Source organism: Streptomyces sp. NBC_00483, from assembly GCF_036013745.1.
In the GTDB taxonomy this organism is placed as follows: domain Bacteria; phylum Actinomycetota; class Actinomycetes; order Streptomycetales; family Streptomycetaceae; genus Streptomyces.
The window spans coordinates 7,658,491-7,674,361 of the sequence record NZ_CP107880.1; the positions used below are offsets into that span (position 1 = coordinate 7,658,491).

General features: G+C 70.0%; 10 protein-coding genes and 1 pseudogene. 5 read left to right on the plus strand and 6 right to left on the minus strand.

From position 1 onward, the window contains the following. Nucleotides 1-116: 116 nt before the first annotated feature. Together OHA73_RS34290 and OHA73_RS34295 are read left to right on the plus strand one after the other, a co-directional pair. On the plus strand, nucleotides 117-656 hold the full coding sequence (locus OHA73_RS34290) for a hypothetical protein (RefSeq protein ID WP_327656991.1): 540 nt from the start codon (nucleotides 117-119) through the stop codon (nucleotides 654-656). Between the two features lie 93 nt (nucleotides 657-749). Further along, on the plus strand, nucleotides 750-2,627 hold the full coding sequence (locus OHA73_RS34295) for a rhamnogalacturonan lyase (RefSeq protein ID WP_327656992.1): 1,878 nt from the start codon (nucleotides 750-752) through the stop codon (nucleotides 2,625-2,627). 60 nt (nucleotides 2,628-2,687) lie between these two features. Here the strand turns inward: OHA73_RS34295 and OHA73_RS34300 are convergent, their stop codons facing one another. From OHA73_RS34300 to OHA73_RS34310, 3 genes and pseudogenes are all read right to left on the minus strand, one after another. Further along, the gene (locus OHA73_RS34300) at nucleotides 2,688-3,077 is read right to left on the minus strand and encodes a DUF2568 domain-containing protein (protein ID WP_267068606.1); all 390 of its coding nucleotides are present in this window, start codon (nucleotides 3,075-3,077) and stop codon (nucleotides 2,688-2,690) included. A gap of 61 nt (nucleotides 3,078-3,138) precedes the next feature. Next, nucleotides 3,139-5,457: a xyloglucanase gene (locus tag OHA73_RS34305; protein ID WP_327656993.1), complete on the minus strand. Its 2,319-nt coding sequence runs from the start codon at nucleotides 5,455-5,457 to the stop codon at nucleotides 3,139-3,141. Between the two features lie 111 nt (nucleotides 5,458-5,568). Further along, nucleotides 5,569-7,485: pseudogene (locus tag OHA73_RS34310) on the minus strand (glycoside hydrolase family 48 protein); the annotation flags it as partial. Between the two features lie 360 nt (nucleotides 7,486-7,845). Between OHA73_RS34310 and OHA73_RS34315 the strand changes: the two are divergent. The 3 genes from OHA73_RS34315 to OHA73_RS34325 all read left to right on the plus strand — a co-directional run bounded on the left by OHA73_RS34315 (nucleotide 7,846) and on the right by OHA73_RS34325 (nucleotide 11,448). Next, on the plus strand, nucleotides 7,846-9,024 hold the full coding sequence (locus OHA73_RS34315; protein ID WP_327656994.1) for a glycoside hydrolase family 5 protein: 1,179 nt from the start codon (nucleotides 7,846-7,848) through the stop codon (nucleotides 9,022-9,024). A 14-nt stretch (nucleotides 9,025-9,038) separates the two neighbouring features. Then, on the plus strand, nucleotides 9,039-10,400 hold the full coding sequence (locus OHA73_RS34320; RefSeq protein WP_327656995.1) for a glycoside hydrolase family 6 protein: 1,362 nt from the start codon (nucleotides 9,039-9,041) through the stop codon (nucleotides 10,398-10,400). Nucleotides 10,401-10,518: 118 nt separating this feature from the next. Beyond that, nucleotides 10,519-11,448 carry a class I SAM-dependent methyltransferase gene (locus tag OHA73_RS34325; RefSeq protein WP_327656996.1) on the plus strand — a complete coding sequence of 310 codons (930 nt, stop codon included), beginning with the start codon at nucleotides 10,519-10,521 and terminating at the stop codon, nucleotides 11,446-11,448. Nucleotides 11,449-11,516: 68 nt separating this feature from the next. Here OHA73_RS34325 and OHA73_RS34330 read toward each other — a convergent pair whose 3' ends face one another. The 3 genes from OHA73_RS34330 to OHA73_RS34340 all read right to left on the minus strand — a co-directional run bounded on the left by OHA73_RS34330 (nucleotide 11,517) and on the right by OHA73_RS34340 (nucleotide 15,869). Then, complete coding sequence (locus OHA73_RS34330; RefSeq protein WP_266719007.1) at nucleotides 11,517-12,308, minus strand: aldo/keto reductase; 792 nt, start codon at nucleotides 12,306-12,308, stop codon at nucleotides 11,517-11,519. A 154-nt stretch (nucleotides 12,309-12,462) separates the two neighbouring features. After that, nucleotides 12,463-13,203 carry an ABC transporter ATP-binding protein gene (locus OHA73_RS34335; protein ID WP_327656997.1) on the minus strand — a complete coding sequence of 247 codons (741 nt, stop codon included), beginning with the start codon at nucleotides 13,201-13,203 and terminating at the stop codon, nucleotides 12,463-12,465. After that, nucleotides 13,200-15,869, minus strand: a complete 2,670-nt coding sequence (locus OHA73_RS34340) for an ABC transporter permease subunit (protein WP_327656998.1) — start codon at nucleotides 15,867-15,869, stop codon at nucleotides 13,200-13,202. Before OHA73_RS34340 ends, OHA73_RS34335 begins: the two co-directional genes overlap by 4 nt. Nucleotides 15,870-15,871 lie beyond the last annotated feature (2 nt).

Here is a 15,871-nt window from a genome sequence, read left to right on the forward strand (position 1 = left end):
GACGAGAGCCAGCGGGGTCCGGGGCGGAGCCCCGGTTTCGGGAAGGGGCGGGGTGGGGGAGATCCGCCCACCGCAACCACCCCACCCGACGGACCGCGCAGCTTAAGGTGTCGGTCATGTTCAAGTCAGGGGTGGGGTTCCTCGCACTGTTCGGGCTCGGTTGGTGGTTACTGGCCACGAGCACATTCGAGAGTTCGGCGCGGCTGATCGCGATGGTGGTCGGCTGCGCCGCCGCGATCGGGCTGATGCTCGCCGCGCGGCGTCTTCTTCCCGCGTCGGCCAGCGAACCGTTCCCCGCCGACCTGCGTCGGCGGTTCCTCCAGGTCAACGGCATCCAGTGGCTGCTGATCCTGGTCGTCTCCCAGGTGTGCGTCAGGACCGGTACGGCCGTGCTCATTCCGCCGCTGGTCGCGGTCGTCGTGGGGTTGCACTTCCTGCCGCTCGCGGCGATGTTCGAGCAGCCCCGACTGCGCGTGCCTGCCGCCCTGTTGACCGCGGCCGGAGTCGCGGGCGTGGCGGTGTGGTTCCTGAACGGCCCGGACCCGGTCGTCCGTCTCGTCGTGGGCCTCGTCTCGGCGCTCTCCCTGTGGGGCATGGCCGTCTGGACGGTCACGGAGGCGGCGTCGTCCGCCGCCGTTCAAGTCGTGCCGGAGTAAGTCGTGTGGGAGTAAGGGGCAACCTCGACCGGCCCGGCGGCGACAGATGTACGCACACATCTCACCCGCACGCCTTCACCGAGGAGACCCCCGATGCCCCGCCGCCCCCGCCCCCACCGAAGACGCCGTCGTCTGTTCCTCGCCGCCGCCACGGCCGCCGCCTTGGCCGGAACGGGGCTGACGCTCCTGCCCGGCGACGACGCGTCCGCCGCCACCGCCCGGCAGGCCGAGAAGCTGGACCGCGGACTGGTCAGCGTGCACACCGACGCCGGCAACCTGGTCAGCTGGCGGTGGCTCGGCACCGACCCGGACGACGTGGCGTTCAACGTCTACCGCGCCGGTACGAAGGTCAACTCCGCCCCGATCACCGGCTCCACGAACTTCTTTATCGACGGCGCGCCCAGCTCCGCCGACTACACGGTCCGCTCCGTCGTGAACGGCACGGAACAGCCCGATTCGGCGCACGCGATCCAGCTCCGCAGCGGCTACGCGGACGTACCGATCACACCACCGGCAGGGGGCACGACCCCCGACGGCGTCGCCTACACCTATGAGGCCAACGACGCCTCTGTCGGTGACCTCGACGGCGACGGCGTCCTCGAGTTCATCCTCAAGTGGCAGCCCACCAACGCCAAGGACAACTCCCAGTCCGGCTACACGGGCAACACCGTCGTCGACGCGGTGAAGCTCGACGGCACGCGGCTGTGGCGCGTCGACCTCGGCAAGAACATCCGTTCCGGCGCGCACTACACCCAGTTCCAGGTGTACGACTACGACGGCGACGGCAAGGCCGAGGTCGCCATGAAGACGTCGGACGGGACGAAGGACGGCAAGGGCACGGTGATAGGAAGCTCGTCGGCCGACCACCGCAACTCCAGCGGTTACGTGCTCTCCGGGCCCGAGTACCTGACCATGTTCAACGGGCAGACCGGCGCCGCCATGGGCTCCGTCGACTACGTTCCCGCGCGCGGCACGGTGTCGTCGTGGGGCGACTCGTACGGGAACAGGGTGGACCGCTTCCTGGCCGGGACCGCCTACCTCGACGGCACCCGGCCATCGCTCATCATGGCGCGCGGGTACTACACGCGGAGCGTCATCGCGGCGTGGGACTGGCGCGACGGAAAGTTCACGCGCCGCTGGACCTTCGACACCAACGCCTCCACCAACTCCGGTAAGGGGTACGACGGTCAGGGAAATCACCAGCTGTCCGTCGCGGACGTCGACGGCGACGGCAAGGACGAGATCATCTACGGCGCGATGGCCGTCGACGACAACGGCTCCGGGCTGTGGACGACGAAGAACGGGCACGGAGACGCCATGCACGTCGGCGACCTCGACCCGTCGCGGTCCGGACTCGAAGAGTTCAAGGTCGACGAGGACAGCTCCAAGCCGTCGTCCTGGATGGCCGACGCGAAGACCGGCAGTGTCATCTGGAAGACGGGCACCAATGGTGACAACGGCCGTGGTGTCTCCGCCGACATCTGGTCCGGCAGCGCGGGCGCCGAGTCCTGGTCCTCGGCGGAGTCGGGCGTCCGCGACCCCAAGGGCACGGTCGTGAACTCGCACAAGCCGTCGTCCACCAACTTCTTGTCCTGGTGGGACGGTGACACCACCCGCGAACTCCTCGACGGCACCCACATCGACAAGTACGGCACATCCGCCGACACCCGCCTTCTGACGGGCTCCGGCGTCCACTCCAACAACGGCACGAAGTCCACCCCGGCGCTCTCCGGTGACATCCTCGGCGACTGGCGCGAGGAGGTCGTCTGGCCGACCACGAACAACACGGCGCTGCGGATCTACTCGACGCCGGTCCAGACGTCGACCCGCATCACGACGCTCCTCCAGGACACGCAGTACCGCACGGCCCTGGCCTGGCAGAACACCGCGTACAACCAGCCGCCGCACCCGAGCTTCTTCATCGGCGACGGCATGGCGAAGGCGCCGCGACCGACGATCACGACGCCGTAACCGGCTTGCACCGACCACGGCGCCCCACGACCCGTCCGGGCCGTGGGGCGCCACGCTCTCTCAGTGCCGGAACAGCCAGACCACCCGGTCCCACGACAGGGCGTGGAAGACGACGAGCACACCCACCAGCGTCGTGGCGACGGCATGCGAGCCGGCCGCGTACAACGCCGCCGCGCCCCCGAAGAAGACGCCCAGCTCCAGCAGGAACCGCAGCGGTCCGGGCGTCGCGATCACCGTGTCGCCCGACCGCGACTCGTCACCCGGCGTGGCGAACACCCCCCACAGCACGGCCACCGCCAACGGCACCGCCACCACCAGGACGTAGCGCAGCGCGCCGTTCGCGGTGGCCCACGCCCACACGCCGAAACACACGAGAGCCGTCAGCTCCAGCGCGAACCGCACGCCGAGAACCAATGGGTGAAAGCCGAATCCGTACGCGGACGACGACATGACTGAGTTCCCCTCCCCAGTACCCCTCCGCGGGCGAACGCCGCGCGGCGGGGTCAGTGTGTCAGTCCCCGTGCGTCCGCCGTGCCTTCGCGGTGTCGCCGTAGATGACACCGCGCCCGTTCGTCGACACGTACACGCGGCCGTACACCCGCGGGTCGCCCGTGATTGCCGCGCCCGTCCAACCCCACTGGTGGGCAGCGTCGTTGATGCGGGTCCACGAGGCCCCCGCGTCGGTCGAGCGGAAGATGCCGCGTACGCCGGCGATCTTCGCGCTCGCGTACAGGGTCTGGTACGTCGCGCCCGGTGCCGCCTTGCCGAAGCCGATGGTGTCCGCCTGCTCGACGCCCGACACCTTGGTGAACGTGGCGCCGCCGTCCTTCGAGTGCCACAGGCCGTACGCGCCCTTCGTCGAGCCGCCCGCGAGCCAGATGTCACCCTTGGCACCCGGCACCGCCTTGAAGCGGACAGGCCCGTCCGCGGGGAGGCCGGTCGACGCCTTCGCCGTGAAGGTCGCTCCGGCGTCCGAACTGGCGTAGAACGTACCGGACTTGAAGGCGTAGAAGGTTGACGGGTCCGTGCGGTCCGACTCGACCGTCGCGCCCGCGGGGACCCCGCTCGACGCCGTCCACGACGAACCCGTTCCCGTCTGCACGCCCGCGCCGTCCGGGCTCCACACATACCGGGACCCGTCCGCGGACACCGCCACCGTGCCGCCGCCCGTGACACCCGACGGATCGGCGCCCGCCGCATACCAGTTGGCGCCGTTGTCGTTCGAGAGTGCGACGTGTGCGCCCGAGTCGACGTTGCCGGCGCGCACCACCACGTCCGGCTTGGACTCGGCGAAGTCCAGGCTCGTCGACGACGTGAAGTTGGGGGAGGTGAACATCATCGACGGGACCTTCGTCAGGTCCGTGTGCCGAAAGCCGTCGATGTCACCGAGGGCGCTCAGGAGCGGGGCGCCGGAGGGTGGGGATGCGATGTCGTTGACTGCCGTCTCCTCAAGTCCCTTCACCATGGGGGTGATTGAGAACTTGCCGCCCGTGTCCCATTTCCCGAGGTCCTCGGTTCCGTAGATCGTCGCGCTCGTCCCGTACATCATCCGGTCCGAGTCGAACGGGTCGATCTCCAGCGCCTCCGTCATCCAACCCAGCTTCGGCGACTGCTCGGGCGGGGTGGGGTTCGCGCCCCAGGACAGCCATGGCACGGACGACACGTCCATGGTGTACCGGTTCTCCCGGGTGGGGTACGAGGAGTAGTCCCACGCCTTCGTCCATGTGCCGCCGCTGTCCGTGGAGCGGAAGATCAGTGTGTCGGGCCACCAGGAGCTGTAGCCGGACACCATGACCGTGCCGGGGTGCTGCCGGTCGAGCGTCAGGCCGCTGTAGCCGTAGTACGTGTCCGCGTCGGCCGCCGGGCTGATGTTCTTCCACTCGCCGGTCTTCGTCGCGTACCGCCACACCTGGCCCTTACCGCCGTCGTACGGGCCGCCGGTGTCGCTGTACGCCACGTACAGGTAGCCGTTCTCGGCGTCGAGGACGCTCTTGTGCGGGAGGTAGCCGGTGGGCTGGCCGGCCACCCGCTCCCAGGTCGCGCCCGCGTCCGTCGACCGGTAGACCGAATTCTCCTTGTCGGCGACCCCGGCGTAGAGCGTCTTCGTACGGCCGGTCCCGGTGCTCGTCGACTCGTCGAACGTCACCCACGCCACGCCCTGGTTGTCGGACGAGTAGCCGGAGGTGTCGGACGGGTCCGCCGCGTAGTTGCCGGGGTTCGGGAAGGCCGTGACCTGCGACCACGTAGCGCCCGCGTCCGTCGAGCGCCACAGGCCCTTGCCGCTGGGCGCGCCCAGGTAGAGCACCTTGTTGTCGTGCGGGTCGATCGCGAGGCGCTCACCCATGCCGCGGCCCGGCATGTTGCCGCCGAGCTTGAAGGGGAGGTCGGCCTTCTTCCACGTCGCGCCCCGGTCCGCGGAGCGCAGGATCGCGCCGTTCCCGGGGTCCCAGTCGTTCGTGTACGTGCCGACGGCCGCGTACACCTTGTCCGGGTCGACGGAGTCGGTGGCGAGCGAGGCCACGCCTGTGTGACCCCAGTCGTCCCAGCCGACCGAATCGAGCAGCGGAGTCCAGGACTTGGTGCCTTGCTCCCAGCGGTAGGCGCCGCCGATGTCGGTGCGGGCGTAGGCGAGGTTCTTCTCGCTGCGGTTGAAGACGATGCCGGGGACGAAGCCGCCGCCGTCGATCCGGGCGTTCTTCCAGGTGTAGGTGTCGGCGGCGACTCGCGTCCGCTCGGGCGGATCCGCCTGCGCCGCCTGAGAGTGTGTCAACAGGCTTGCGGTCAGGGCGAGTACGGCTGCCGTGAGCAGCCGGGTGCGTGGTCTTCGCATAGGGGGATCCCAGGGGTGGGTCGTCGGAAACAGGGGTGCGGGCCGGGCGGCCCTCGGGGAGGAGGAAGCCACCCGGCCCGGTGGTGACACGGAGCCGCCTTCAGCGGGTCGCTATTCGAGCAACTCCGCATACGAACCCATGGCGAGCGCGATGTCCGCCTGGGCCCAGAACCGGTGGTACGTGAACGTGGGCGCCTCGCCGCCGGCCAGGTACGCCTCGACCTTCGCCCAGTCGGGGTCGTCCCGGTAGAAGGAGCGGATCGAGGAGAAGGTGGACGTCGAGTCGATCGTGTCGCCGTTCGGCATGGTTCCCGTCCAGCCGCTCGGCACGTACACGGCGTCGTCGAACCGGTTGTAGTCGGCGCGCTTCTCCGGCAGTGCGATGCCCAGGTCGTCCTGGTGGTCGTTCCACATCCCGTCGAGGAGGGCCTTCGCGGTCGTCTTCGACTCGGCGTGGCCGGACTTGGCGGCGTAGTACGTGAGGGTCTTGGCGTACGCCGCGGCCACCCCCACGTCGTTGGTGCGATCGACCACGGATACGTGAAGTCCCGCGTTGGCACCGGGACTTGAGGCATCCCAGCTGTCCGGGGCGCCCGACCAGCTCAGCGTCGAAGGGAACGTGAACGAACCGTCCGCGGCGATCTCCGTCTCGGACAGCGCCCATGCCACCCACTTGTCGAGCACGGCCTTCGCGTCCGCGTCGCCCGTCTCGTGGTAGTACTCGGCGACGCGCTCCATGGACCATGCCTGGAAGCCGAACCACTGGTTCGACGGCGGGTCGTGGTAGACCGGCGCCTCGTCGTAGTACATGCCGTAGAAGGTCGGGGTGCCGGCCGGCGGTTCGGCGTACCGGCCCTTCCAGCTGTTGGTCGCGCCGCCCGCGATGGCACCCTCGTCCGACTGGAGCCAGCGGTAGAACTCCACCTGCCGCTTCAGGCTCGTCGCCCAGTCCGCCTTGCCCGTAGCCGACTTGGGGGCCAGCGCGGCGTACGAGGACAGGGCGTGCGCGGCGAGCGGGTTCTGGTAGCCGCCGTGCGTGTGGCTGCACCCGATGCGCCAGGCCCAGCCCGCCGAGGTGTCGGTGGCGCCGCCCCAGGCGTAGTACCAGGACACCAGGTAGTGCGCGCTGTCCTTGCCGCCACCCGGCGCGCAGCCCGACGGCGAGGTGCACTCGCCGACCTTCTTAAAGTACTTGTCGAACAGGGCGTAGCGCAGGTAGTCGCCCATCTTCGCGGCCTTCGCGACGGTCGCCGCGACATCGGCCTCCTTGCCCTGCGCCGACGCCCACACATGAGCCCAGTACGCGGCCTGCACGGCGCGGGCGTCGGCGTCCGGGGCGTTGGTGTACTTCCACTGTTTCGTGTACGACGCGTCACCGGTGAACAGGTCGAGGTACCCGTTCTTGCCGCCGTATGCGAACTCGTCGCGGCACGGCTGCGGGACGGTCTCCCAGACGGACTCCTGGGCGCCGCGCTGGAAGGTGTTGATGTACGTCGGGGTGGTGCCGTCGCCGCCGTAGCCGTACGTGTTGTCGACGTCCTGGAGCCAGTGCATGCCGTACAGGTCGTCGGTGCCGTACGCGCTCTTCAGCTCGGCCGCGATCGGGTCGGCGCCCGCCGTGATCGACGGGTCCAACTGCGCGGGATACTGCGAGGGTTCGTCCCATTCCGGCGCGTAGGTCGCCGGTTTGGCCGCGGAATAGAAGCTGTTCGTGGGCTGATCGTCATGGGTGGGAATCATGAATTTCTCCATGGTTTCCCAGGCCGCGTTGAACGGCCCCCAATCGCCGTTGACCTTGCCGTACATGGCCTGTAGCCAAATCAGATAGCTATAGGCCTCCGAGGTCGTCTCGTGTCCGTGGTCCGGGGCTTCGCAGATGAGGGTCTCGACCGAGTGGTACGGGATCCCCTCGGGGGAGAGATAGCCGTTCGCCGTGGCGGTGATCTTCGCGTAGAGGTCGAGGAAGCGCTGTTCGTACTCGGTGGCGGCGGCCGCCGCGGGGGCCGCGAACCCCTTCTGAGCTGCGGTGGTGAGCGTGATGCCGGCGGGTGCCGCCACGGTGGCGACCGCTATGGCGAGCAGTTTGCGACGGCTGAGCCCGTCGCGGGCGTGCTGGGGATGGGCTCTGGAGGACATGCGGGTGTCCCTCCTGTCGGTTCGGTTGGGGGAGCTCCGTGCGGAGGGCCGGAACCTGTGGGAGCGCTCCCAAGAAACAGGCGGGGCGGAATGATGTCAAGGGGGCCGACGGGTATTCGGCTGTCGAATCAATTCGACTGAGAATTTCTGGGACGGGCGGCAACCTCCCTTACGGCAGTGGCGACTTGTAGGCGGCATCCACCCGTACAGGGCGCCCATTCATGGGGCGTCGAGACCGGTTAGGACTTGCTCATGCGTCACCCTTCCCACAGCAGAAAACGCAGGAAGAGACGGTTCGCCGTCCTCGCGGGCGCCCTGCTCGCGGCCGTCGGACTGGCGGTCTCCGTACCCTCCCTCCTCCCGGCGGCGGACGCCGCGCCGGCCGCCGCTGCCGCCCCACCCGCCCTGCACGTCGAGGGCAACAAGCTCGTCGACGCGGACGGCGCGAACCATCGCCTCCTCGGAGTCAACCGCTCGGGCGGCGAGTACATGTGCGTCCAGGGCCACGGCATCTTCGACGGCCCCGTCGACGACGCCTCCGTCCAGGCCATCGCGGACTGGAAGGCCAACACGGTCCGCATCCCCCTCAACGAGGAGTGCTGGCTCGGCACCGACAACATCGAACCGGAGTACGCGGGCGCCAACTACCGTTCCGCGGTCGAAGAGTTGGTGCAGCGCGTACTGGACCACGGGATGACCCCGGTCGTGGAAATGCACTGGTCCTACGGCCAGTACACCGGCAACAGCTCCGGCTGCTCCGACGTCCACGCCAGCTGCCAGAAACCGATGCCGGACGCCCGGTACGCGCCGGACTTCTGGTCGTCGGTCGCGAGCACCTTCAAGGGCCGACCGGAGGTCGCCCTCGACCTCTTCAACGAGCCGTATCCGGACCGTGCGACCTCCAACACGGCCGACGCGTGGGCCTGTTGGAAGGACGGCGGGACCTGCCCCGGCATCGACTACGAAGTTGCCGGCATGCAGGACCTCGTCGACGCGGTGCGCGACACCGGCGCCGAGAACCTGATCCTGGCGGGCGGCATCGCGTACTCCAACGACGTCAGCCAGTGGCTCACGTACAAGCCCGATGACCCGACCGGCAATCTCGCCGCAGCCTGGCACGTCTACAACTTCAACACCTGTGCCAGTGAAGCGTGTTGGGACTCCCAGCTCGCGCCCGTCGCGGCCGAGGTGCCGCTCGTCGCGGGCGAGATCGGCGAGAACGACTGCTCCCACGGCTTCATCGACACCGTCATGGCGTGGCTCGACGAGCACGACGCCTCCTACCTCGGCTGGACCTGGAACACCTGGGACTGCTCCTCGGGTCCGGCCCTGATCTCCGACTACACCGGCACCCCCACGGGCTTCGGCGCGGGCCTGCGCGACCACTTGGGCGCGCTCGCCACCGCCCGACCCACCGCCACCACCGACTGAAGGGCACCCCCACCATGAGCCGCAACACCCACCGCAAGCGCCGCAGCCTGCTCCTCGCCCTGTCCACCCTCGTGGCGGCGGGCACCGCGACGGCCGGCCTCGCCCTGGCCGGAAGCGGCAGCGCCCAGGCCGCCGAGCGCGTCGACAATCCGTACGAGGGCGCCAAGGTCTACGTCAATCCGGAGTGGTCGGCGAAGGCCGCCGCCGAGCCGGGCGGCGACAAGATCGCCGACCAGCCCACCGCCGTCTGGCTGGACCGCACCGCCGCCATCGAGGGCGTCGGCGACGGCATGGGCCTGCGCGACCACCTCGACGCCGCCCTCGAACAGGGCGCGGACGTCGTGCAGTTGGTCATCTACAACCTGCCGGGCCGTGACTGCTCCGCGCTCGCCTCCAACGGCGAACTCGGCCCGACGGACATCGACAAGTACAAGACCGACTACATCGACCCGATCGCCGCGATCCTCGCCGACGCGAAGTACGCGGACCTGCGGATCGTGAACACGGTGGAGATCGACTCGCTGCCCAACCTGGTCACCAACACCGGAAGCCGCCCCACCGCCACTCCCGAGTGCGACACGATGAAGGCCAACGGGAACTACGTGAAGGGCGTCGGCTACGCCCTGAACAAGCTCGGCGACGCCCCGAACGTCTACAACTACGTGGACGCGGGCCACCACGGCTGGATCGGCTGGGACGACAACTTCGCCTCGACCGCGCAGGTACTGCACGAGGCGGCCACCGCCGAGGGCGCCACGGTCGACGACGTCGCGGGCTTCATCACCAACACCGCCAACTACAGCGCCCTGAAGGAGGAGAACTTCAAGATCGGCGACACCGTCGCGGGCAAGTCGGTGCGCGAGTCGAAGTGGGTCGACTGGAACCGCTACACGGACGAACTCTCCTTCGCCCAGGGGTTCCGCGAGCAGCTCGTCACGGCCGGCTTCGACTCCGGCGTCGGCATGCTGATCGACACCTCCCGCAACGGCTGGGGCGGCTCGGAGCGGCCCACGGGTCCGGGCGCGAGTACAGATGTCGACACGTACGTGGACGGCGGGCGCTACGACCGTCGGATCCACCTCGGCAACTGGTGCAACCAGAGCGGGGCGGGTCTCGGCGAGCGGCCGCAGGCCTCTCCGGAAGCGGGGATCGACGCGTACGTGTGGGTCAAGCCGCCGGGTGAGTCGGACGGGTCGAGCGAGGCCATCGACAACGACGAGGGCAAGGGCTTCGACCGCATGTGCGACCCGACGTACACCGGTAACCCGCGGAACAACAACAACCTGTCCGGTGCGCTGCCGAACGCCCCAGTGTCCGGGCACTGGTTCTCCGCCCAGTTCCAGGAGCTCATGAAGAACGCCCACCCGGCGCTGTAGCCCGGCTGCCGCAGCCGGAAATTGCCGACTCGGCAACGTGGCTTGCCTGCCCGTATGCCGTCCGCGCACCCTGAGGGCGACGGACGACATACGGGCACGAAGGGCGGCGACACCCGACATGGCACACGGCCACCACCAGCACGAAGAGCACGGTCAGCACCAGCACGGTCAGCACGGCGGGCACGGTCAGCACGACCACACGGACATCGACTGGGCCGACATGATCCCCATGCTGGAGCGCAACGCCTCCGTGTACGAGCCGCTCTACACGCAGGCCCTCGACTGGCTGCGCGCCTCCCGCCCCGTCGGCACCGACACCGGCCTGATCGTCGACGCGGGCGCGGGCCCCGGGGCCGTCTCGCTGCACCTCGCCGAGGCCTTCCCCGAGGCCCGCGTCATCGCGGCCGACCCGGAGGAGAAGCTGCTCGCCCGCGCCACGGAACGGTTCGCGCAGCAGGGGATCGCCGACCGTACGAGCACGCTGCGCGTCGAACTCCCGGACGCCATCGACGAGTTGCCGCACGCCGACCTCATCTGGGCCGCCCGCTCCCTGCACCACGTGGGCGACCAGCGGGCCGCGGTCTCCGCGCTCGCGGGGCGGCTCGCGCCCGGCGGCACCCTCGCGCTCGTCGAGGGCGGACTGCCGCAGCGCTGCCTGCCGCGCGACTTCGGCCTCGGCAAGCCCGGCCTGCAGGCGCGGGCCGACGCCATCGAGGAGGAGTGGTTCGGCGACATGCGCGCGAAGCTCCCCGGCGCCAAGCAGGACACGGAGAATTGGACGGAGCTGCTGACCGACGCGGGACTGACGAACGCCGTCAGCCGCACCTTCCTGCTCGACCTGCCCGCGCCGCTGTCGGGCGAGGCCCGCGAGACCGTCATCGACCTGTGGAAGCGCCGTCTGGATGTCTTCGCCGAGGCGCTCCCGGCCGAGGACATCGCCACGATGGAGCGGCTGATGGACCCGAAGGACCCGCAGGGCCTGTACCGCCGCGACGACCTCTTCCTGCTGACCGCGCACACCGTGCACACGGCGGTCAAGGAGGCCTGAGCCAGTCCTGGCATGGGAAAGGGGGCCCCCGGTCGGGGCCCCCTTTCACGTACGAGTACGCCTACGCGTCACGCCACGTCGAACGTCGCCGGGTCCGGGCCGAGCCGCCGGTCCTCGTTGAGCGCGGAGATCGCGCCGAGGTCCTCGGTGTCGAGCTCGAAGCTGAACACGTCGATGTTCTCCTTGATCCGCGACGGCGTCACGGACTTCGGGATCACCACGTTGCCCAGCTGGACGTGCCAGCGCAGCACGACCTGCGCGGGCGTACGGCCGTGCTTCTGCGCGATCGCGACGATGGCCGGGACCTCCAGGAGGCCCTTGCCCTGGCCGAGCGGCGACCAGGCCTCGGTCGCGATGCCCAGCTCCGCGTGCTTCTCGCGGGAGGCGCGCTGCTGCAGCTGCGGGTGCAGCTCGATCTGGTTGACGGCCGGGATCACGGAGGTCTCGGCGGTCAGCTGGTCCAGGTGCTCCGGCAGGAAGTTGGAGACGCCGATGGACTTGGCGCGCCCGTCGGCGTGGATCTTCTCGAAGGCCTTGTACGTGTCCACGGCCAGGCCCTTGGACGGCAGCGGCCAGTGGATCAGGTACAGGTCGACGTAGTCGAGACCCAGCTTCTCCAGGGAGGTGTCGAAGGCGCGCAGCGTGGAGTCGTAGCCCTGGTCGGCGTTCCACAGCTTCGTCGTGACGAACAGCTCCTCGCGGGGGACGCCGGACTTGGCGATGGCCTTGCCGGTGCCCTCCTCGTTGCCGTAGATCGCGGCGGTGTCGATGCTGCGGTACCCGGCCTCCAGCGCCGTCGTGACGGCCGTCTGGGCCTCGTCGTCCGGCACCTGCCACACGCCGAAGCCGAGCTGGGGCATCTCGACGCCGTTGTTCAGGATGATCGGGGGAACCTTGCTCACGAGGTGTCGATCCTTTTTCGTCCGGTGATGGGTGGCACTGCACAATGCGGTACCCCCATGGTCAACGATCACGGGCGTACGCGCATTCCTGTGGGTGACACCAGCATGACAGTCAGGTATGAGAGCTTTGCGCCGGGGGCTGTGACCCCAGGTACGCCTCGCGTACCCGTGTGTCCGCCCGAATCACCTCAGGAGTCCCCTCGGCGAGCACGGATCCCAGGTCGAGCACCACGACCCGGGAGCACAGCTCCATCACGAAGGCCACGTTGTGCTCGACGAGCAGCACCGCGCAGCCGTCCCCGGCGAGGCGTCGCACCGTCGCCGCGAGCAGCTCGCGCTCCTGGGCCGTCATGCCGGACGCGGGCTCGTCGAGCAGCAGCACGCGCGGCCGGTCGGCGGCCGCCCGCGCCAGCTCCAGCATCCGGGCCCGGCCGACCGGCAGCGTTCCCGCGTACGTACCGGAGAGGCCGTCGAGGCCGCAGTCGCGCAGCAGGCCGTGGGAGCGGTCCGGATCGGCGCCGCCGCGCCGCCACTCCTGCGCGACCAGCAGGTTGTCGGCGACCGTGAGCTGCCCGAACAGCTGCTGGCGCTGGAACGTGCGGCGCATTCCGTGGCGTGCCCGCCAGACGGGGGAGCGGCGGGTGATGTCCGCGCCGTCGAGCAGCACCCGGCCCGCGTCGGGCCGTCGGATCCCGGAGACGACGTCGAAGAGCGTCGTCTTGCCCGCGCCGTTCGGCCCGATGAGCCCGCACACCTCGCCGGCCGTGAGGCGCAGGTCCACCCCGCCGAGGGCCCGTACGCCGCCGAAGCGCACGCCGACGTCCTCGGCCTCCAGTACGTAGGTGTCGCTCATGACCGGGCCTCCTCGGTGCTGGTCGCCGCGATGCCGAGGTAGGCCTCCGTGAGCCGTTCGGCCTCCACCTTCTCGCGCGGCCCGCACCACGTGACGCGGCCCTGCGCGAGGTACGCCACGGTGTCCGCGACGCCGAGGATCTCGGATGCCTTCTCCTCGACGAGCAGCAGCCCGGTTCCCGCGTCGCGGAGTTCGGCGAGCAGCCGGTACACCTCGTCGGCGACGCGCGGCGCGAGGCCGAGCGAGGGCTCGTCGGCGATGAGGACGCGGGGCGGGCGATGCAGCAGCGCGGCCAGCGCCAGGAGCTGCTGTTCGCCGCCGGAGAGCGAACCCGCGGTGACGTCGCGCCGTGCGGCGAGCCCGGTGAACCGCTCGTACACCGCCAACCGGTCTTTGGCGTCCGGGAGTTGGAGCGCAAGGTTCTCGTCGACCGTGAGGGACGGGAAGATGCCGCGCCCCTCCGGCGCGAGCACCACCCCGGCCCGCGCCCGGCGGACCGCGCCTTGCCGGCCCGCCGGGTCCCCGGCGACGTACACCTCGCCCTGGAGCGGTGTCATGAGGCCGGCCGCGACCTTGCAGGTCGTCGACTTTCCGGCGCCGTTGGGGCCGAGGAGCGCCACGATCTCGCCGGGGCGGACGGTGAGATCGACGCCCTGGAGGACGCGGGCGCCGTCGTATCCGGCCTGTACGCCCGCGAGTTGGAGCGTGGCATCGGGGTCGGGCGCCGAAGCCGGTGCGTCGTCGACGACCTGCGTCGTGGCGGTCTTCCGGCGGTGGCGGCGGGCCGGGATCGCCGCGCAGTAGCCGTCCGGATCGTTGGCGAGCGCGAGGCCCGCGAGGCCGAAGAGGATCACCGGGAGCTGCACCGACTCGGTCAGGTAGTCGCTGATGAGATGCGGGACGACAGCGAACGTCAGCCCCGCGATCACCGCGAACTGCGGCCGCCGCACACCCGCCGCGACCACCACCGCGAGCCAGATCAGCCCGGTCATCGCCGTGAAGTCGGTCGCGGTGATACGGGTGTTGTACGACGCGTACATCACGCCGCCGAACCCGGCGAGCCCCGCCGAGATCGTGAACAGCAGCAGCTTCGTACGGATCACGGAGACCCCGGACGCCATCGCCGCGGCCGGCGCCGAGCGCACGGCGAGCATGGCCCGCCCGGCCCGCGAGTTCCGTAGCGCGCTCAGTCCGGCCACGGCCGCCGTGCACAGGACGACCATGGCCACGCCCATCGCCCGGTCGTCGCCGAGGTCGACGGGGCCCGCGACGGCGCGCGGGATCTCCCAGCCGGTGTCGCCGTTCCTCAACCAGCCGAGCTGGAACAGGACTTGGTCCGCGAGGAAGGCGAGCGCGAGCGTGGCGAGGGCCAGCGAGCGGCCGCCGAGCCGCAGCGCGGGCAGCGCCACGAGCGCGCCGAGCATCGCGGCCGCGCACGTCCCGGCCAGCGCCGCCCAGATGAACGGCACACCGTGGCTCATCAGCAGTCCCGTGACGAGCGCCGCGCCCGTCACGAACGCGGCCTGCGCGAGCGACACCATCGCGCCGAGCCCGGTGACGACGGTGAAGGACAGGAACACGAGGGAGATCGCGAGCCCTTGGGCGAGGATCCCGCTCCAGAACGGCGTCGTCACCGTGTAGAAGGCGACCGCCATCAGCACGGCGGCTGTTGCCCACGGTCCCCAACGCCGCGCCCACGACCGCCCCGCCAGATAGTCCACCGGTGGCGCGTCGCTCGCCACCGTGCCCGCCGTGCGCTGCCGCCGCGTGAGCAGCAGAAGCCCGGCGAACAGGATCAGGAACGGGACCGCCGTACGGAACCCGGTGATCTTCTCGGCGAACGTGGCGTACCCCGCGACCAGGTTCTGGAGCACCCCGAGCCCGAGCCCGCCCGCGAAGGCCAGCGGGATCGACATGAAGCGGCCGAGCACGGCGGCCGTCGCCGACACGAACAGGAACAGCGTGAAGTCGTGCGAGGAGAGCCCGAGCAGGGGAGTGGCCAGCACACCGGCCAGGCCCGCGAGTACCGAGGACAGCATCCACGCCACCGACGAGAGCCGGTCCGCGCTGATCCCGCGCAGCTCGACGAGCGAACGGTTGTCGACGGCCGCCCGCAGCTTGAGCCCAAGTGCCGTGTGGCGCAGCAGAATCCACAGCCCGAGCGCGACGACAGCGGTCGTCACCCACGTGATCAGCTGATCGGAGTCGATGCCGACGCCGTCCATCAACTGCCAGTTCTTCGCCGGACTCGGCCCGACCCCGGGAAGACCGAACTGGTTCTCCGCAGGCTTGACCGGAGCCCCCGCGTCCTCCAACAGCTCGACGATCCACAGCCCCAGCGCGGGCAGCGCGACGAGCAGCCCGATCGTCGCCACGATCTGCGCGGTCTCGCCGACCCGCGCCAGTTTTCGGAACATCATGCGGTCAAGTCCCCAGCCCAGCAGGGGAGCCACGACGAGGACGAGCAGCAGCGCCGTCGGCACGGCGGGCCAGCCGAAGCCGGAGTGCAGCTCGTAGAAGGCGAGCGCGCAGAGGTAAGCGGTCGCGCCGTGCGCGAAGTTGAAGAGACCGGAGGCCGAGTAGGAGAGCACGAGCCCCGTGGCGAGCAGCGCGTACAGCGCACCCGACACGAGCCCGCTCAGCACGAAGGCAAGAAGATCCGTCACGT